Origin of the sequence: Streptomyces sp. NPDC013455, from assembly GCF_040632975.1 — a bacterium.
Classification (GTDB): domain Bacteria; phylum Actinomycetota; class Actinomycetes; order Streptomycetales; family Streptomycetaceae; genus Streptomyces.
This window is the reverse complement of sequence record NZ_JBEYCX010000001.1, coordinates 307,531-325,031: the sequence shown is the minus strand read 5'-3', so window position 1 is coordinate 325,031 and position 17,501 is coordinate 307,531. Positions and strand designations below refer to the sequence as shown.

The following is a 17,501-nucleotide window of genomic DNA, read 5'->3' as shown; positions in this document are numbered from 1 at the left end:
AAGAGGTAGGGGAGCGTACGCCGCTATGTACGAGATGCCGAACGAGGTTACTCAGTGGTCACCGGAACCATCCGTAGTTACCTGTGTCACAAGGGAGTTGAGCTCTTCTCAGCTCCTGCTGCGGGCGAGGGCCTCCTGTACGGCCTCCTCGGTGCGGGCGACCAGGGCCGTTCCGTCGTCGGCGGTGATGATCGGGCGCTGGATCAGCTTGGGGTGCTCGGCCAGTGCGGTGATCCAGCGGTCGCGCGCGGTCTCGTCCCGCGGCCACTCCTTGAGGCCCAGCTCCTTCGCGGCCGCCTCCTGGGTGCGGGTGATGTCCCACGGTTCGAGGCCCAGCCGGTCCAGTACGGCCCTGATCTCGTCCTCGCCCGGCACGTCCTCCAGATACTGCCGGACGGTGTAATCGGCCCCCTCCGCGTCGAGCAGACCGAGCGCGCTGCGGCACTTCGAACAGGCCGGATTGATCCAGATCTCCATGCCGCACACGGTACGCCAGACCCACCCGGCACGTCTGTCACCGGCACCCCGAAAGCCCTTGTGGCCAGGGGCTTTTGTCAGTGGTGGGCCGTAGAATAGAAGCAGTGTTCGAGGACGGGCGCCGGATCCCCGGTGCTGCGTCCTGACCGCGACAGGAGGATGCCCGTGCCCGCTGCCGCCGTGAAGCCGAAGCCGTTTCCGACCCAGTCCACCGCCCACCGTTCCGTACTCTTCGACTCGCCCTACGAGCCCGTGGTGAAGCGGCCGCTGCCGGCCGGACGGCCGCGGGAGTGGTACGTCACGCACAACCGGCGCCTGAAGGCCATGCGCCTCGCCATAGCCCTGCTCGACTCCGGGGTCTACCTGCCGGGCCAGGCGCAGAACGAGACCATCCGCGGCGCCGCGGAGCGCATCGGCATGCGTCCGCCGTCCGACACCACGTGCCACATGGTCCGCGCGCTGATGCGCTACTCGCGCTGAGCCGCCGCCGGGTGGCCCGCACCGCCGCGGGGCACCCGGCACCCCAGGCCGCCACCTGCCCGGGCCGCGTATACGAACCGCCCGGCGCGGCGACGGCCGGCGGTGGCCGGCCGTCGAGCCGATGGGGGACCGGCGGGGGACTAGTAGGGGGAACGCATCTGCGCGTAGCCCAGCAGCACGATCACCACGGCCACGCAGCCGAGCACCACGGCCGTCGACACCCACGACGACCGGCGCGGCACCGGGTCCGGGTCGGCGCGGAAGGGCAGCGGCTCGGGCGGGTTGTCCTTCCAGCGGGCGGCGAGCATCCGGGCCCGCGCGGAGGGCTCCTTGTGCTCGGCGGAGTTCGCCCACGTGTGGTCGAACTCGCGCTCCCAGTCGTCCTTTTCCGGCATCCCCGTTCAACCTCTCTCGTCCGACAGAGTCCGGAGGGATGATCCCCCGACAATAGGAAGTCTGGGAAGCCGGAAAGGTTGCACGCTGTTCCGCACGGCTAGCCGGAGTGGCGGAAACGCGTGCGGTACTCCGTGGGCGTTGTGTCGAGAGTGCGGCGGAACGCCCGTATGAGGGTGTCGGTGGTGCCGAAGCCGCAGCCGGATGCGATGCGGTCGAGCGTGTCGTCCGTGGTCTCCAGCCGGTTCCGCGCCGCCTCCACACGGGCCGCCTCGATGTAGGCGGCCGGGGTGGTGCCCAGTTCCGTCTTGAAGATCCGGGTCAGCTGGCGCTCGCTGACGTGGGCGTGCCGGGCGAGGTCGGCGATGGTCAGCGGCCCGGCGAGGTGCTCGGTGACGAAGTGGCGCAGCTCGGCCATGCGCCGGGTCGGCGAGACGGGCTCCAGGGGCACGCTGAACTGGCTCTGCCCGCCCGGCCGCTTCAGGTACATCACGAGCTGGCGGGCGACCCGCAGGGCGACGGCCTCCCCGAAGTCCTCGGCGACCAGCGCGAGGGACAGGTCCAGGCAGGCGGTGACGCCCGCGCCGGTCCACACCCGGCCGTCCCGGATGTAGACCGGGTCGGCGTCGACCTTCACCGCAGGATGCTCGGCGGCGAGTTGCCGCGCGGTCGACCAGTGGGTGGTGGCGCGCTTGCCGTCCAGCAGGCCGGCGGCGGCGAGCAGGTGGGCGCCGACGCAGACGGACGCGATGCGCCGGGCCCGGCCGGCGAGCGTCTTCACCCAGTCCACGAGGTCCGGATCGGTCACGGCCCGCACCCGGCCCTGCTCGTCCGAGTCGACCGAGCCGGGCACCAGCAGCGTGTCGACGGCCCGCCGGGACACCTCCGCGAAGGTGAGGTCGGGCAGCAGCCGGACCCCGGCGGAGGTGGTGACGGGGTCCAGGGTCGCGGCGGCCAGCGCCACCTCGTAGCCGGTCTCGCCGTCGGTCTCCCGCCCGAGCAGGGCGAACACCTCCGGCGGCCCGGTGACGTCCAGCAGATCGACGCCGTCGAACAGCATGACGACGACCAGCCGTCGGACACGGCTCACGTGTTCCCCCCTCGGCTCGCGCGCCCGGGCCCTCCCGTGCATGTCCGGATCTGCAAGCTACATGACATTGCTGCCGTCCCGAGCGGCTCCTAGCGTGGTCGGCACACCCACTGCTCCCTGGAGAAAGGCCGTCATGCCGACCACGACCCTGCGCGAACTGAACGGTTTCGACCAGACCCCGGCCTCGCTCGCCGGCTCGACGCTGATCATGGTCGACTACCAGAACACCTACACGCGGGGTGTCATGGAGCTGACCGGCTGGGACGCCGCGCTGGACGCCGCGGCCGACCTGCTGGCCAGGGCGCGGGCCGCGGGGGCGCGCGTCGTCCACGTCGTCAACGACGGCGGTGCGGGCAGCCCGTACGACATCCGCGCCGAGATCGGCGCCATCCACCCCCGCGTGGCCCCCGCCGACGGCGAACCCGTCGTCGTGAAGCACACCCCCAACGCGTTCCTCGACACCGACCTGGCCGAGCACGTCGACGCCGCCGGCGGCAAGGACGTGGTGATCGCCGGCTTCATGACCCACATGTGCGTCCTGGCCACCGCCCAGGGCGCGTTCCTGCGCGGCAACCGGCCCACGGTGGTGGCCGACGCCTCCGCGACCCGGCCCCTGCGGACGGCCGTCGCCGAGGTGCCCGCGGAGCAGATCCACCACGGCGCGCTCGCCACCGTCTCCGACCTCTACGGGGTCGTCGTGCCGTCCGCGTCAGCGCTGAGCTGAGGCGGCGAGGGGGGAACGAGGGGGAACGCCGGGGCCCCGCCGCTCCACGGGGGGAGCGACGGGGCCCCGGCCACGCCCGGGAGCCCCGCGTGGGCGCCGGCACCCGCGGCTACGGCTGCCGGCGGGCCGTCTGGATCCTCGGTCGCCTGGCGACCGGGGTCACGCCCCGGCGGACCTTCAGCAGGTGGTCGTCCCTGCCGTTCTCGCGCACGGCGAGACGGCTCAGGACGCGTTGCTGCGTCTCCGGAGTCCAGAAGACTTCGAGACGCTCACGGGCGCGGGTGATCGCGGTGTAGAGGACGCTGTGGGAGATGCTCTCCTCGTTGGCGTCCGTGATGACCACCTTCACCGACGTGTACTCAAGACCCTGCGCCTTGTGGATGGACACGGCGTACGCGATCTGGAACGGCACCAGGGTGTTGACCGTGTCGTCGTCGTCATCGCTGTTGCCGCGCTCGAAGACGTCGAACCGGACGGTCGAACCCTCCACCAGGTCGAGGTCGGTGAAGGCCACGTCGGCTTCCGTGACGTCCCGTTCGAGATCCACGTCGAACGTGATGCGGCCGGGCGCGCGGTCGATCCCGACGATCCTGCCCTTCAGGTTGTTGAAGACGACCGGACGGAACCGGCCGGACTCGTTGAAGAGCACGGGATCGCCGACCTTGTACGTGGCCTCGCGCCAGGTCACGGCCGGATTCGGGTTGCTCGCCTGCAGGAACCGGTTGACGTTGTTGATGCCGTAGAGGCCGTCGTAGTTCAGGCAGAGCACGATCTCGTCGCCACTGTGCCGCTGGAAGAGCGACTCTCCGAGCACGGTCGAGTAGCCGTTCTTGGCCAGCGATTCCTCGATCCGGTCGTCCAGTTTCCGCACCCGGTCCCACAGGGTGAGCAGGGCCTGGTCGGTGGTCCTGAAGGGCTGGGTCAGTTCGAACACGGACGCGCTCGGGATGTACGAGCGTATGGTGCCGAACCAGTTGCCGAACTCGATCGACTCGATCTGGTAGACGTCGCCGACGAGGACGAGCAGCTCGAACGAGGTGGTCTCGAGGACGTCGAGCAGGCTCGCGTTGCTCACCGTGCTGCACTCGTCGATCACCAGCACGTCGTACGTCACGCCGAACGACGTGCCGCCGCGCACGTGCTTGCTGACGGTGCTGAACTCGGAGTTCGGAGCCTTCACCCGTCGCTTCAGGTTGTCGACGGCCGGGTTGGTGTGCGCCAGGAACAGCTTCCGGCCGTCCTTGAAGTAGTGCGCGATGTGATCGACCATCGTCGACTTCCCCGTGCCGGCCGCGCCGTACACGAGGGCCACTTTCGAGTGCGCGAAGAGCTGCGTCAGGGCCTCGGCCTTCAGGGGGTCGTCGATGGCCTGCGGGTGTGCGCGGAGCCATGCCCGCACGTCGCCGCTGTGGCCGGGGACGCCATCGACGGCGATCGCCTGCAGCTTTTCGATGATCGCGACCGTGTCGTCCTCGTACCCGACGATGAACACGTGCCCGTTCGCATGCGCCAGCCTCCGCCGCGCGTGTCGTTCCTTGGCCGGGAGCAGCCGGTTGTGGCGCGCGATCAGCTCGTCGACGTCGCCGAAACCCTTCAGTTCGGATGCCGGTGTGTAGATCACACCGTGCTGCTCGACATTGCTCCTGACCCGTCTCGCCAGCAACTCGTGGGGCCGGCTCCCCGCGTCCAGGCTCTCGGCGAGGTCCGTGAAGGAAGGGTTGTGTCTGCGCGGTGACGTGCAGAACGGCATCGTGTCGAAGGGCTTGCAACTCCAGGAGACGCGCAGCCCGGACAGTCCGGCGCAGGCGTCGCGGTGGAACTGGTCCTTGATGACGCGATTGTTCATGCGCAGCATCAGGTACCGCACCAGACGGGCGCCCGGCCGGTCCTCGCGGACGAGTTCCCGCGCACGGTCGAGTACGGGGAAGATCAGCGGAGCACGCTGCGCACCGTCGAGCGCCCGGGACCGGACCCGCTCGTAGTCCTTGTCGGTCATGTCCATGAGATCGAGGAGATTCGACCGGGTCGCCGTGAGGTGCTGCATCAGCTTGCGGTACTCGGAGTGCGAGGAACTGACCTGTTCCTGCGGGACCTCGAAGAAACGCGCGAAGTTGTTGAACTCGCACGGACGGATCGACACCTCCCACGAGCGGATCAGCGTGATCGGCATCGTCTGGCCCAGCACGTCGATCGTGTCGCCCACCAGCTCCAGGACGGCCGCGTACTTGTCGGTGAGGTCGATGTCAGGTACTCGTGGTACTTCAGCATCAGCCGCTCGGAGGGATCGCGGTCCAGCGTGTAGTGCGAGACGCTGGCCTGGAGCAGGCCGTGGAACCTGCCGAGCAGCCTGAACCTGGCGAGCCCCCTGACCGCGTCCAGAGCCGGTCCGACCTGGTGGTAGTGGAACTCGGCCGCACCGTCCCCGCGGTGCGCCCAGACGACGAGCCCCTCGACGAGGTTCCGGAGCTGGGCCAGCACGTTCTGCGAGAGGAAGCCCCGGTCGCCGGCCGAGTGGGCGATGTTCTCGCGGATCACCCTGTCGGAGCTCGTCACTTGCTGTTCCACCGATGCCATCGCTCCCGCTCCACTTCCCCGTCGGATCGTGCTCGCAGTCACCCTCGATGCCGGGGTGCCCCCGGTGATCAGCTTGCCAGCGCACCCGGACCGCGGGGGCGGAAAGCAGCCCCGGCTCCCGGCGGCCGATCGGGGCGCGGGGCACGAAACGGGCCGCCGGCCGTGCCCTTCCGGTGGGGAAGGACACGGCCGACGGCCCGAAGACGGCCCGGGCCGAAGCGGTCGCCCGCTCCGGCCCGGGGTGCTGTCACACGTCGAAGTACAGCTCGAACTCGTGCGGGTGCGGGCGCAGCTGGAGCGGGGCGATCTCGTTGGTGCGCTTGAAGTCGATCCACGTCTCGATCAGGTCGGACGTGAACACGTCGCCCTGGAGGAGGAACTCGTGGTCGGCCTCCAGGGCGTCGAGCACGGCGTTCAGCGAGGTCGGGACCTGGGCGACGTTCGCGTGCTCCTCGGGAGCCAGCTCGTACAGGTCCTTGTCGATCGGCTCGGCCGGCTCGATCTTGTTCTTGATGCCGTCCAGGCCCGCGAGGAGCAGGGCCGAGAAGGCCAGGTACGGGTTGCCGGAGGAGTCGGGCGCGCGGAACTCCACACGCTTGGCCTTCGGGTTGGAACCCGTGATCGGGATACGCATCGCGGCGGAGCGGTTGCGCTGCGAGTACACCAGGTTGATCGGCGCCTCGAAGCCCGGCACCAGACGGTGGTACGAGTTCACCGTCGGGTTGGTGAAGGCCAGCAGCGACGGGGCGTGCCGGAGGATGCCGCCGATGTAGTAGCGGGCGGTGTCCGACAGGCCCGCGTAACCGGCCTCGTCGTAGAAGAGCGGGTCGCCGTTGCTCCACAGCGACTGGTGCACGTGCATGCCCGAGCCGTTGTCACCGAAGATCGGCTTCGGCATGAAGGTCGCGGTCTTGCCGTTGCGCCAGGCGACGTTCTTCACGATGTACTTGAAGAGCTGGAGGTCGTCGGCGGCGGCGAGCAGCGTGTTGAACTTGTAGTTGATCTCCGCCTGGCCGGCGGTGCCCACCTCGTGGTGCTGGCGCTCGACCTTCAGGCCGGACTTCTCCAGCTCCAGGGAGATCTCGGCGCGCAGGTCGGCGAAGTGGTCGACCGGCGCCACCGGGAAGTAGCCGCCCTTGTAGCGGACCTTGTACCCGCGGTTGTTCTCCAGGGCGCCGGTGTTCCAGGCGCCCGCCTCGGAGTCGATGTGGTAGAAGGACTCGTTCGCCGAGGTGGCGAAACGGACGCTGTCGAAGACGTAGAACTCGGCCTCGGGACCGAAGTACGCGGTGTCGGCGATGCCCGTCGACGCCAGGTACGCCTCCGCCTTCTTCGCCACGTTGCGCGGGTCACGGGAGTACTGCTCGCCCGTGATCGGGTCGTGGATGAAGAAGTTGATGTTGAGGGTCTTGTCCCGGCGGAACGGGTCCACACGGGCGGTGGACAGGTCCGCACGCAGAGCCATGTCGGACTCGTGGATGGCCTGGAAACCACGGATCGACGATCCGTCGAAGGCGAGCTCCTCGTCCGGGTCGAACGCCTCGACGGGCACCGTGAAGTGCTGCATGACGCCCGGCAGGTCGCAGAAGCGGACGTCGACGAACTTGACGTCCTCGTCCGCGATGAACTTCTTGGCTTCGTCGGCGTTCTGGAACATCCAGCTCCTCCTACTCCCGACCGTTCTCGCCGGGGTGGTAGATCGTTCGTGCGGCCAGTGCGGTGGCACACGCTGGTCTCGACCCTAGGGACGGGTGATTTCTCGGGCGTGACCCGTTTGTTTCGCCGAAGTTAACCGGCCACGTGTCCACCGTAGCCCCGACACACCCCTGCGCGTAGTGCCCGAAACCGGGCGCAGTACCGTGGACGGGTGGACAACAGGCAGGCAATCGGATCGTGGCTCTCCGGGCCGCGCGCGGCCATGGAAGAGGCGGGCGCCGACTTCGGATACCGGGGCGAACAGCTCGGTCTCCCGGAACACGGCCCGCACTCGATCGCACGGCCCGGACGGCGGCTCGGCGCACTCGCCGTGGACTGGGCGCTGTGCGTCCTGATCGCATACGGCCTGATCACGCAGGGCAACACGCCCGCTACCAGCAACTGGGCGCTGGCCGTCTTCTTCGTCCTGAGCGTCCTGACCGTCGGCACGGTCGGCTACACCCCCGGCAAGCGCCTCTTCGGCATCCGGGTGGTGGCCCTGGCGACCGGCGCGGTCAGCCCGCCGCGCGCCCTGCTGCGCACGGTCCTGCTGTGCCTGGCGATCCCCGCGCTCGTCTGGGACCGCGACGGCCGGGGCCTGCACGACCGGCTCGCGAAGACGGTCGAGGTCCGCCTCTGACGAGGTGACGTACGGCACGAAGGCCACCCGCACCGCCCGGTGCGGGTGGCCTTCGCCGTGTGCGCGCCGCTCTCACCCCCGCCGCTCTCACCCCCGCCGCAGGACCGCCGTCAGCACCTGCCGCAGCTCGGCCTCCGGGTCCGCCGCGGCGCCGGACGCGCGCCAGGCGACGAACCCGTCCGGCCGCACCAGGACCGCGCCGTCGGCCGTCGTGCCGTGCACCGCCGCCCAGTCGCCGCCGCCCGCGGGCCCCTCCCCGTCACAGGTCAGCTCGGCGTCCGGCCCGGCCCCGATCCGGTACGCCTCCAGCCGGACGCCGTCCGCGCCGGCCACGCGGCGGGCGGCCGCGTGCCAGGCGGTGCCCGCGGCCGATCCGGCGTCGCTGAGCAGCACCATGGACCGCTCGTAGAGGTCGACCGTGGAGAGCCGTTCGCCCGCGCGGCGCAGCCACAGGTGCGGGGCCCGGCTGCCCGGCTGCCCGGTCAGGTCCATCCCGTCGGGTACGACCGGCTGGGCGGGGTCGGCGCCCACGACGGCGCCCTCCAGGTAGCGGTAGCCGAGGACGACGGGGAGGATGCCGCTGCGCGGGCCGCCGCCGACGCCGGGAGTGGGGGCGAAGCCGGGGTGGCTGTGCTCCACGGAGCGGGCCGAGGCCCGGGCACTGGTGGCCAGGGCGACGGGCCGGCGCTCGGTGTCGTAGGTCTCCAGCAGCTCCTGTCCGGCCCAGCCGTCGAGGACGGCGGCGAGCTTCCAGGCCAGGTTGTGGGCGTCCTGGATGCCCGTGTTGGAGCCGAAGGCGCCGGTCGGGGACATCTCGTGGGCGGAGTCGCCGGCGAGCAGGACCCGGCCGGCGGTGTACCGCTCGGCGACGCGTTCCGCGGCGCGCCAGGACGCCTTGCCGGTGACCTCGACGTCGAGGTCGGGGACGCCGACGGCCTGGCGGATGTGCCGCTGGAGCCGCTCCTCGGTGAACTCCTCCAGCGTCTCGCCCTGCTCCGGGTGCCAGGGGGCGTGGAAGACCCAGTGCTCCTTGTTGTCGACGGGCAGCAGCGCACCGTCGGCCCCGGGGCTGGTGAGGTAGCAGCAGATGAAACGCCGGTCGCCGACCGTCTCGGCGAGCAGCTTGGAGCGGAAGGTGACGCTCACGTTGGCGAAGAGGTCGCCGGGGCCGCTCTGCCCGATGCCGAGCCGGTTCCGGACGGGGCTGCGCGGGCCGTCGCACGCCACCAGGTACCGTGCGCGGACCGTGTGGAGCCGGTCGCTGTCGCGGTCCCGGACGAACGCCGTCACCCCTTCGGGGTCCTGCTCGAAGCCCTCCAGCTCATGGAAGTAGCGCAGGTCGCCGCCGAGCGCGCGGGCCCCCTCCAGCAGCACCGGCTCCAGGTCGTTCTGGCTGCACAGGCACCACGTCGTCGGGCTCCACCTCGCCAGTCCGCCGCCCGGGTCGATGTGCTTGAACAGCCATTCCCCGGCGTCCCCGGCCAGCGTCGGGGTCTGCAGGATGCCGTGGTTGTCCGCGAGGAGCGAGGCCGCCGCCTTGATGTCCGGCTCGATGCCGGCCACCCGGAACAGTTCCATCGTCCGGAGGTTGTTGCCGCGGCCACGCGGGTGGATCGAGGTACCGGAATGCCGCTCGACGAGCATGTGCGGTACGCCGAGACGGCCCAGGAACAGGGAGAGGGACAGGCCCACCAGAGAGCCGCCCACGACGAGGACGGGGACCTGGTGATCGGCTTTCTGCTGCATCGGGGCTCCAGAGACATGCGTCGGATTGTGCTGCGCGTTGCTGTTTGTGTGCCCTGTGTGAGGGCTTTCGCGTGCTCAATCACCCACGTGGTTCACGCGAGTCGCGCGCACCGCGGGAAGCGGCACAGGATCAAGAAGCGCTGACGTCGCGTCATCGGCGGCCGGCGTTCGCCTCTGCCCCCGTGAAGGAGATGCGCAGCATGACCACCTTGTCGGAAAAGCCCTCGGCCCCGTCGACGCGGCAGGTGTCGAAAAGGGTCTCCCAGTCCGTGTTCGACGGCTCCCGTCTCCGGGTCGTCCTGCTCGTGGACGTCAACGACGGAGCCCAGCAGCAGTTCCTGGAGGCCTACGAGCAGCTGTGCAACCAGGTGGCGCAGGTGCCCGGCCACGTCAGCGACCAGCTGTGCCAGTCGATCGAGAATCCCTCCCAATGGCTCATCACCAGTGAGTGGGAGAGCGCCCCGCCGTTCCTCACCTGGGTGAACAGCGAGGAGCACGTGCGGATGGTGGAACCGCTGCACAGCTGCGTCCGGGACACCCGGTCGCTGCGCTTCCACATCGTCCGTGAGACGGGCGGCGAGCCGGCGGCCCCCTCGGCGACCCGGCGCCGGCTCCAGGCGTCCCCGCGGATCGGCGACGGGGTGATCCGGCACGCGCTGACCTTCACGGTCAAGCCGGGCAGCGAGGCGGAGGTCAAGCGGATCCTCGCGAACTACTCCTCGCCCCGGGCGCGGGTCGACGATTCCACCCGGCTGTGCCGTACCTCCCTCTTCATGCACGGCAACCGGGTCGTACGGGCCATCGAGGTGCGCGGCGACCTGCTCGCGGCCCTGCGGCACGTCGCCCGGCAGCCCGAGGTGCGCGCCGTGGAGGAGGCCATCAACCCCTACCTGGAGCAGGAGCGGGACCTGGACGACCAGGAGTCCGCGCGGGTGTTCTTCACCCGGGCGGCGCTGCCCGCCGTGCACCACGTCACCGCCGACGAACTCACCGAGGGCGAGCGGCAGGCGCTGTACTACCCGGCCCGGCCGGGCGACGGCATGCGGCTGGCCGAGCAGCTCGCCCAGCAGGACACGGTGGCGGCCGACGACCCGGCCAGCCCGGTCCTGCGCAGCACGATCTTCCAGCGCGACGACGTCGTCGTACGGCTGCTCGACGTACGCGCCGGCCTGCGCGCCGATGCCGTCCTGCCGGAGGCCGGACACCGGGCCGCACTGCGCGGCCTGCTGGACGGCGAGCCCGTCGGCATGGACCTCGTCACCGACCGCCGCTCGCCGGACGCCTGACCCGGCACGCCCAGCACACCAACGGAGGAACGCCGTGATCCAACACCTTCCGAAGATCATCGACCTGAGCGACGTCGAGCCCAACACCCGGCGCGGCGGCGACCTGCGCGCCATGCTCACCCCGGCCACGGTGGGCTCCACCAGCGGTTTCATGGGCGTGGCCATCGTGCAGCCCGGCGACCGCATCGGGGAGCACTACCACCCCTACTCCGAGGAGTTCGTCTACGTCGTCTGCGGACAGCTGGAGGTGGACCTGGACGGCGAGCCGCACCCGCTGCGGCCCGAGCAGGGGCTGATGATCCCCATGAACATGCGGCACCGCTTCCGCAACGTCGGCAACGTGGAGGCGCGGATCGTCTTCCACCTCGGTCCGCTGGCCCCGCGGCCGGCCCTCGGCCACGTCGACACCGAGGAGACGGAGGCCGTCGCCGCCACCGCCGAGCCGGCCGGCCGGGAACAGGTCCGCTCATGACCCGGCGGGTGGCGGTCACCGGCATAGGCATCGTCGCTCCGGGCGGGATCGGCGCACCGGCGTTCTGGGACCTGCTGGCCGAGGGACGCACCGCGACGCGGGGCATCACGTTCTTCGACCCGGCCGGGCTCCGGTCCCGGATCGCCGCCGAGTGCGACTTCGACCCCGCCGCGCACGGACTGGACGCCGAGCAGGTCGAGCGGGCGGACCGGTACATACAGTTCGCCCTGGTCGCCGGCGAGGAGGCGGTCCGCGACTCCGGCCTCGACCTCGCCGGGGAGGACCCCTGGCGGGTCGGCGTCTCGTTGGGCACCGCGGTCGGCGGCACCACCCGCCTGGAGCACGACTACGTCCTGGTCAGCCATCGCGGGCAGCGCTGGGACGTCGACCACACCGAGGCGGAGCCGCAGCTGCACCGGGCGTTCTCGCCGAGCACCGTGGCCTCCGCGGTGGCGGAACGTTTCGGCGCCCAGGGGCCCGTCCAGACCGTGTCCACCGGGTGCACCTCCGGCCTGGACGCCGTCGGATACGCCTTCCACACCGTGCAGGAAGGCCGGGCCGACATATGCATCGCGGGAGCCTCGGACTCCCCGATCTCCCCGATCACCATGGCCTGCTTCGACGCGATCAAGGCCACCTCCCCGAACAACGACGACCCCGAGCACGCGTCCCGGCCCTTCGACAACAACCGTGACGGCTTCGTCATGGGCGAGGGCGGCGCGGTGCTCGTCCTGGAGGAACTGGAGCACGCCCGGGCCCGCGGTGCCCACGTGTACTGCGAGTTCGGCGGCTACGCCACCTTCGGCAACGCGTATCACATGACCGGTCTGACCAAGGAGGGCCTGGAGATGGCACGAGCCATCGAGCAAGCCCTCGGCCAGGCGCGGCTCGACCCGACGGCGATCGACTACGTCAACGCGCACGGCTCCGGCACCCGGCAGAACGACCGCCACGAGACGGCGGCCGTGAAGCGGGCGCTCGGCCACCACGCCTACGACACCCCGATGAGCTCCATCAAGTCGATGGTGGGGCACTCCCTCGGGGCGATCGGCGCCATCGAGCTGGTCGCCTGCGTGCTGGCCCTCGCCAAGCAGGTCGTACCGCCGACCGCGAACTACGAGATCCCCGACCCCGAGTGCGACCTGGACTACGTCCCGCGCGTCGCCCGCGAACGGAAGCTGACCAGCGTGCTGTCGGTGGGCAGCGGGTTCGGCGGCTTCCAGTCCGCGGTGATCCTGACCCGTCCCAGGGAGTGAGGACACGATGAGCGAACCGCACGACCGGCGTGCGGCCATCACCGGTATCGGGGTGGTCGCGCCCAACGGCACCAGCACCGACACCTTCTGGAAGGCGACCCAGGAGGGTCTCAGCGTCCTCGACCGGGTCACCCGCGAGGGCTGTGAGCACCTTCCGCTCAAGGTGGCCGGCGAGGTCCGCGCCTTCGACCCGGCGGCGACGATCGAGGAGCGCTTCCTCGTCCAGACCGACCGGTTCACGCACTACGCCATGGCCGCGGCCGACTTCGCGCTGGACGACGCCCGGCTCGCGCTGGCCGACATCCCCGACGCGCCCTACTCCATCGGCGTGGTCACCGCGGCCGGATCCGGCGGCGGCGAGTTCGGCCAGCGCGAACTCCAGCAACTGTGGGGCAAGGGCAGCCGGTTCGTCGGGCCGTACCAGTCCATCGCCTGGTTCTACGCCGCGAGCACCGGCCAGGTGTCCATCCGCCGCGGCTTCAAGGGGCCCTGCTCGGTCGTCGCCTCCGACGAGGCCGGCGGTCTCGACGCCCTCGCCCACGCGGCCCGCGCGGTGCGGCGCGGCACCGACGTGATCGTGGCCGGCTCCACCGAGGCGCCGCTCGCGCCGTACTCGATGGTCTGCCAGCTCGGTTACGAGGAGCTGAGCCGCGAGACGGACCCGTCCCGGGCCTACCGCCCGTTCACCGACGGGGCGTGCGGTTTCGTGCCCGCCGAGGGCGGCGCGATGCTCGTCGTCGAGGCGGCGGACTCCGCCCGGGAACGCGGCGCCGAGCTCCGGGCCGTCGTGGCCGGCCACGGGGCCACCTTCACCGGGGCCTCCCGCTGGGCGGACTCCCGGGACGGCCTCGCCCAGGCCGTCCGGCGGGCCCTGCACGAGGCCGAGTGCGCGCCCGAGGAGATCGACGTCGTCTTCGCCGACGCCCTCGGGGTGCCGGAGGCGGACCGGGCCGAGGCGCTGGCCCTCGCCGACGCCCTCGGCGAGCACGGCACCCGGGTGCCGGTCACCGCACCGAAGACCGGAATCGGCCGCGGCTACTGCGCGGCCCCCGTCCTGGACACCGCGGCGGCCGTGCTCGCGATGGAGCACGGCCTGATCCCGCCGACGCCGAACGTCTTCGACGTCTGCCACGACCTCGACCTCGTGACCGGCCGCGCCCGGGTCGCCGAGCTGCGCACGGCGCTGGTGCTCAGCCGCGGACTCATGGGGTCGAACTCGGCGCTGGTGCTGCGACGCGGCACCGCGTGAGCAAGCAAAGGAGGAAACCACCATGCCCCAGATCACCGTGGAAGAACTCGCCGCACTGATGAAGAAGGCAGCCGGGGTCACCGTCAGCCCGGAACAGCTCCAGGCGAAGCCGGACACCGGCTTCGACGTCCTCGGCGTCGACTCGCTGGGCCTGCTCGGCATCGTCGGCGAGCTGGAGAACACCCACGGCACCCCGATGCCGGTCGACGCGGAGCGCTGCAAGACGCCCCAGCAGTTCCTCAACCTCGTCAACAGCACCCTGATGGCAGGAGCCTGAGATGGCAGGACACACCCAGAACGAGATCACCATCGCCGCCCCGCTGGACCTGGTCTGGGACATGACCAACGACCTGGAGCGGTGGCCCCAGCTGTTCAGCGAGTACGCCTCGGTGGAGGTCCTCAAGCGGGAGGGCGCGAAGACGACCTTCCGGCTGACCATGCACCCGGACGAGAACGGCACCGTCTGGAGCTGGGTCTCCGAGCGGGAGCCGGACCGCGACTCGCTCACCGTCACGGCGCGCCGGGTGGAGACCGGGCCCTTCGCCTTCATGAACATCCACTGGCGGTACGAGGAGGTACCGGCCGGCACCCGGATGGTCTGGACGCAGGACTTCGGGATGAAGCCGGACGCACCCGTCGACGACGACTGGATGACCGACAACATCAACAAGAACAGCAAGGTCCAGATGGCCCTCATCCGGGACAAGATCGAGAAGGCGGCCGCCGGACACCGGCCCGCCCCGGCGCTGGCCGACTGAGCCGGACGAGGAGACGACCGTGCACCAGGCCCTGATCGTCGCCCGCATGGCCCCGGGCTCCGCCCCCGACATCGCCAAGGTGTTCGCGGAGTCCGACCGGGGCGAGCTGCCCCACCTCGTCGGCGTCGTCCGGCGCAGCCTCTTCCAGTTCGGTGACGTCTACATGCACCTCATCGAGTCCGACCGCGAGCCCGGGCCGGCCATCGCCGAGGTCACCTCGCACCCCGAGTTCCGCGAGGTCAGCGAGCGCCTGTCGGCGTACGTCAGCGCGTACGACCCGGAGACCTGGCGGTCCCCGAAGGACGCGATGGCGCAGCGCTTCTACCTCTGGGAGCGCGACGCCCGCGGCTGAACCCCGTCCGGACCACCGGTGCCGGGCCCGCGTACCACGCGGACCCGGCACCGGTGTGTCCGGACGGGGAGCCGCTCACCCGGAGACCGTGCAGTCGAAGGCGTGCAGGAAGGGGTTGACCGGCCGGATGTCGCCGACGGCCAGGCCCGCGGCCTCCAGCCGGCCCACCATGCTGTCGGTGGTGTGCTTGGCACCGCCGACGTTGAGGAGCAGCAGCAGGTCCATGGCGGTGCTGAACCGCATCGACGGGGTGTCGTCCACGAGGTTCTCGATGACCACGACCCGGGCGCCGGGGCCGCCCGCCTCCACGACGTTGCCCAGCAGCCGCGCGGTGGACTCGTCGTCCCACTCCAGGATGTTCTTGATGATGTAGACGTCGGCCTCGACCGGGACGGACGCCCGGACGTCGCCGGGCACGATCCGCGTCCGGTCCGCGAGGTCGCCGCCCTCCCGCAGCCGCGGCAGCGCCTTCTCCACCACCCGGGGCAGATCGAGCAGGTAGCCGCGCATCGCGGGGTACTTGTCGAGCAGGCTCGCCACGACGTGGCCCTGCCCGCCGCCGATGTCGGCGACGGACGAGCTGCCGGACAGGTCCAGGAGGGCGGCGACCTCCCGGGCCGACTGCTCGCTGGACCTCGTCATCGCCTGGTTGAAGACGTCGGCCGACTCCGGGGCGTCCTCGTTCAGGTAGGTGAAGAACTCCTTGCCGTACAGGTCCTCCACGACGTTCCGGCCGGTGCGCACCGCCTGGTCCAGCCTCGGCCAGGCGTCCCAGGTCCACGGCTCGGTGCACCACAGGGCGATGGCCCGCAGGCTGTTCGGGTCGTCCTCGCGCAGCAGCCGGGACATCTCGGTGTGGGTGAACGTCCCGTCGGGCCGCTCGGCGAAGACGCCGTAGCAGGACAGGGCGCGCAGCAGCCGGCGCAGCGGCTTGGGCTCGGTGCGCAGCGCGGCCGCCAGGCCCTCCACGGTCATGGGGGCGTCCCCGAGCGCGTCGGCGACGCCCAGCCGGGCGGCGGCGCGGACGGCCGCGGCGCAGGCCGCTCCGAACACCAGCTCGCGCAGCCGCATCGAGGGCGGAGGGGAGGGGGCTGCCCCCGGCTCCAGCGGAGCCGAGAGCTCGGAGGATGGTGCGGTCATGTGCCGCCTTCCTTCCTGGTGTGGGCCGGGTACGGCCGTCCGGTCAGCACAGGCCCGCGGGCTTGGAGGCCCGGCAGGCGTTGCCCTGGAAGGAGTTGCCGCTCTTGGCGGCCTCCTGGTTGACGAGGTCCGCCGGCGCGTTGTTCTCCAGGCGGTTGTCGGTGATGCGGTTCTTCTCGCTCTTGACGCCCACGAAGCTCTTGAACAGGACGATGCCGCCCGACAGCGGGGACTTGCCGGTGTGGCCGACGACCGTGTTCCGCGTCACCAGGGCCTTCTCGGTCCCGGTCAGCACGATGCCGGTGCCCTTCAGATAGGGCAGACGGGCGGTCTTCGGGCAGTACTTGTTGTTCCGCTCGACGAGGTTCTCGGCGACGGCGAGGGCGCCCGCCCGCGGCTTGTTCTCGTCACCGACGACGAACACGCCCGCGCAGTTGCCGACGACGTGGTTGTGGGCGACGGTGAGGTTGCGCAGCCGGCGGACGGTGATGCCGATCCGGTTGTCCTCCAGGTGGTTGCGCTCGATCAGCGCGCCCTTGCTGTCCCTGGCGCCCTGCTCGGCCTTGACGCTGTTGGCGAGGAACAGACCGGCGTCCTTGTTGCCCCGGGCGGTGTTCTCCCGGAAGACCCCGCGGGTGGAGTGCTCCTGGGCGATGCCCCACTGGCCGTTGTCGTCGGCGGTGACGTGCTCCACGGTCAGCCGGTCGGTCCCCATGGACCACAAGCCGGTCTTGGCGAAGCCGGTCACCTTGAGGTCGGCGACGGTGACGTTCTTGAGGGCCTTGTTCTTGCCTCCGACGACACAGATGCCGTTGCCGGCCGCGAGGCAGGTGGGGGAGGCCTTCTTCCCGCGCGAGGCGGACCCGGCCTTCTTCGGCGGCTTGATCACCGTGCGGTGGTCCACACCGCGCAGGGTCAGGCCCGGTGTCCGCACCGTGACGCTCTCGCGGTAGGTCCCGGCGAGCACGAGCACGGTGTCACCGGAGCGGGCGGCGTTCACCGCTTTCTGGATCGACTCGCCCGGATGCACGACGAGGGTCCGGTGGGCGGCCGAGGCCGGGGTGGTGCCGACGAAGGCACCGACGAGTGCTGTGGTGCATGCGAGGTACGCAATATGGCGTTTTGTCACATGCCGAAGGCTAGGAGCGCATGAGCCGATTACCCGCTGG

The 17,501-nt window shown here is 70.8% G+C and carries 19 protein-coding genes; 10 read left to right on the top strand and 9 right to left on the bottom strand.

Annotated features, from left to right (window positions below; genetic code table 11):
• Positions 1-108 precede the first annotated feature (108 nt).
• Entirely contained in the window at positions 109-477 is a 369-nt protein-coding gene (locus tag ABZ576_RS01420; protein ID WP_360734450.1) for an arsenate reductase family protein, read from the bottom strand.
• Positions 478-642: 165 nt separating this feature from the next.
• On the opposite strand from ABZ576_RS01420, the gene ABZ576_RS01415 reads away from it, so the two are divergent.
• On the top strand, positions 643-957 hold the full coding sequence (locus ABZ576_RS01415; protein ID WP_360734447.1) for a hypothetical protein: 315 nt from the start codon (positions 643-645) through the stop codon (positions 955-957).
• 140 nt (positions 958-1,097) lie between these two features.
• Here the strand turns inward: ABZ576_RS01415 and ABZ576_RS01410 are convergent, their stop codons facing one another.
• Positions 1,098-1,352, bottom strand: coding sequence for a hypothetical protein (locus tag ABZ576_RS01410; protein WP_360734444.1), 255 nt, complete (start codon positions 1,350-1,352; stop codon positions 1,098-1,100).
• A gap of 98 nt (positions 1,353-1,450) precedes the next feature.
• Positions 1,451-2,440: a DJ-1/PfpI family protein gene (locus tag ABZ576_RS01405; protein ID WP_360734442.1), complete on the bottom strand. Its 990-nt coding sequence runs from the start codon at positions 2,438-2,440 to the stop codon at positions 1,451-1,453.
• A 133-nt stretch (positions 2,441-2,573) separates the two neighbouring features.
• Between ABZ576_RS01405 and ABZ576_RS01400 the strand changes: the two genes are divergently transcribed.
• Positions 2,574-3,164, top strand: a complete 591-nt coding sequence (locus tag ABZ576_RS01400; protein WP_360734440.1) for an isochorismatase family protein — start codon at positions 2,574-2,576, stop codon at positions 3,162-3,164.
• Between the two features lie 109 nt (positions 3,165-3,273).
• Here the strand turns inward: ABZ576_RS01400 and ABZ576_RS01395 are convergent, their stop codons facing one another.
• The 3 genes from ABZ576_RS01395 to glnA all read right to left on the bottom strand — a co-directional run bounded on the left by ABZ576_RS01395 (position 3,274) and on the right by glnA (position 7,395).
• Positions 3,274-5,367, bottom strand: a complete 2,094-nt coding sequence (locus ABZ576_RS01395; RefSeq protein WP_360734437.1) for an ATP-dependent RecD-like DNA helicase — start codon at positions 5,365-5,367, stop codon at positions 3,274-3,276.
• The gene (locus ABZ576_RS01390; RefSeq protein WP_360734435.1) at positions 5,319-5,717 is read right to left on the bottom strand and encodes a hypothetical protein; all 399 of its coding nucleotides are present in this window, start codon (positions 5,715-5,717) and stop codon (positions 5,319-5,321) included. Before ABZ576_RS01390 ends, ABZ576_RS01395 begins: the two co-directional genes overlap by 49 nt.
• Positions 5,718-5,985: 268 nt before the next feature.
• Entirely contained in the window at positions 5,986-7,395 is a 1,410-nt protein-coding gene (gene glnA, locus ABZ576_RS01385) for a type I glutamate--ammonia ligase (protein WP_360734432.1), read from the bottom strand.
• 210 nt (positions 7,396-7,605) lie between these two features.
• Between glnA and ABZ576_RS01380 the strand changes: the two genes are divergently transcribed.
• Complete coding sequence (locus ABZ576_RS01380) at positions 7,606-8,073, top strand: RDD family protein (RefSeq protein WP_360734430.1); 468 nt, start codon at positions 7,606-7,608, stop codon at positions 8,071-8,073.
• A gap of 87 nt (positions 8,074-8,160) precedes the next feature.
• On the opposite strand, the gene ABZ576_RS01375 is transcribed toward ABZ576_RS01380, so the two are convergent.
• The gene (locus ABZ576_RS01375) at positions 8,161-9,819 is read right to left on the bottom strand and encodes an FAD-dependent monooxygenase (protein ID WP_360734427.1); all 1,659 of its coding nucleotides are present in this window, start codon (positions 9,817-9,819) and stop codon (positions 8,161-8,163) included.
• Positions 9,820-10,019: 200 nt separating this feature from the next.
• On the opposite strand from ABZ576_RS01375, the gene ABZ576_RS01370 reads away from it, so the two are divergent.
• The 7 genes from ABZ576_RS01370 to ABZ576_RS01340 are packed head-to-tail and all read left to right on the top strand — an operon-like array spanning position 10,020 to position 15,192.
• Positions 10,020-11,105 carry a SchA/CurD-like domain-containing protein gene (locus tag ABZ576_RS01370; protein ID WP_360734425.1) on the top strand — a complete coding sequence of 362 codons (1,086 nt, stop codon included), beginning with the start codon at positions 10,020-10,022 and terminating at the stop codon, positions 11,103-11,105.
• Positions 11,106-11,139: 34 nt separating this feature from the next.
• Positions 11,140-11,577, top strand: coding sequence for a cupin domain-containing protein (locus ABZ576_RS01365; protein WP_360734422.1), 438 nt, complete (start codon positions 11,140-11,142; stop codon positions 11,575-11,577).
• Complete coding sequence (locus ABZ576_RS01360; RefSeq protein WP_360734419.1) at positions 11,574-12,833, top strand: beta-ketoacyl-[acyl-carrier-protein] synthase family protein; 1,260 nt, start codon at positions 11,574-11,576, stop codon at positions 12,831-12,833. The genes ABZ576_RS01365 and ABZ576_RS01360 overlap by 4 nt, the downstream gene beginning before the upstream one ends.
• Positions 12,834-12,840: 7 nt before the next feature.
• A complete protein-coding gene (locus tag ABZ576_RS01355; RefSeq protein WP_360734416.1) occupies positions 12,841-14,082 on the top strand; it encodes a beta-ketoacyl synthase N-terminal-like domain-containing protein in 1,242 nt (413 codons plus the stop codon).
• 22 nt (positions 14,083-14,104) lie between these two features.
• Complete coding sequence (locus ABZ576_RS01350) at positions 14,105-14,359, top strand: acyl carrier protein (RefSeq protein WP_360734413.1); 255 nt, start codon at positions 14,105-14,107, stop codon at positions 14,357-14,359.
• A 1-nt stretch (position 14,360) separates the two neighbouring features.
• Complete coding sequence (locus ABZ576_RS01345) at positions 14,361-14,840, top strand: SRPBCC family protein (protein ID WP_360734410.1); 480 nt, start codon at positions 14,361-14,363, stop codon at positions 14,838-14,840.
• 19 nt (positions 14,841-14,859) lie between these two features.
• Complete coding sequence (locus ABZ576_RS01340) at positions 14,860-15,192, top strand: TcmI family type II polyketide cyclase (protein ID WP_360734407.1); 333 nt, start codon at positions 14,860-14,862, stop codon at positions 15,190-15,192.
• A 75-nt stretch (positions 15,193-15,267) separates the two neighbouring features.
• Here ABZ576_RS01340 and ABZ576_RS01335 read toward each other — a convergent pair whose 3' ends face one another.
• Both ABZ576_RS01335 and ABZ576_RS01330 read right to left on the bottom strand, forming a co-directional pair.
• Complete coding sequence (locus ABZ576_RS01335; protein ID WP_360734404.1) at positions 15,268-16,332, bottom strand: methyltransferase; 1,065 nt, start codon at positions 16,330-16,332, stop codon at positions 15,268-15,270.
• 43 nt (positions 16,333-16,375) lie between these two features.
• The gene (locus ABZ576_RS01330) at positions 16,376-17,461 is read right to left on the bottom strand and encodes a right-handed parallel beta-helix repeat-containing protein (protein WP_360734402.1); all 1,086 of its coding nucleotides are present in this window, start codon (positions 17,459-17,461) and stop codon (positions 16,376-16,378) included.
• Positions 17,462-17,501 lie beyond the last annotated feature (40 nt).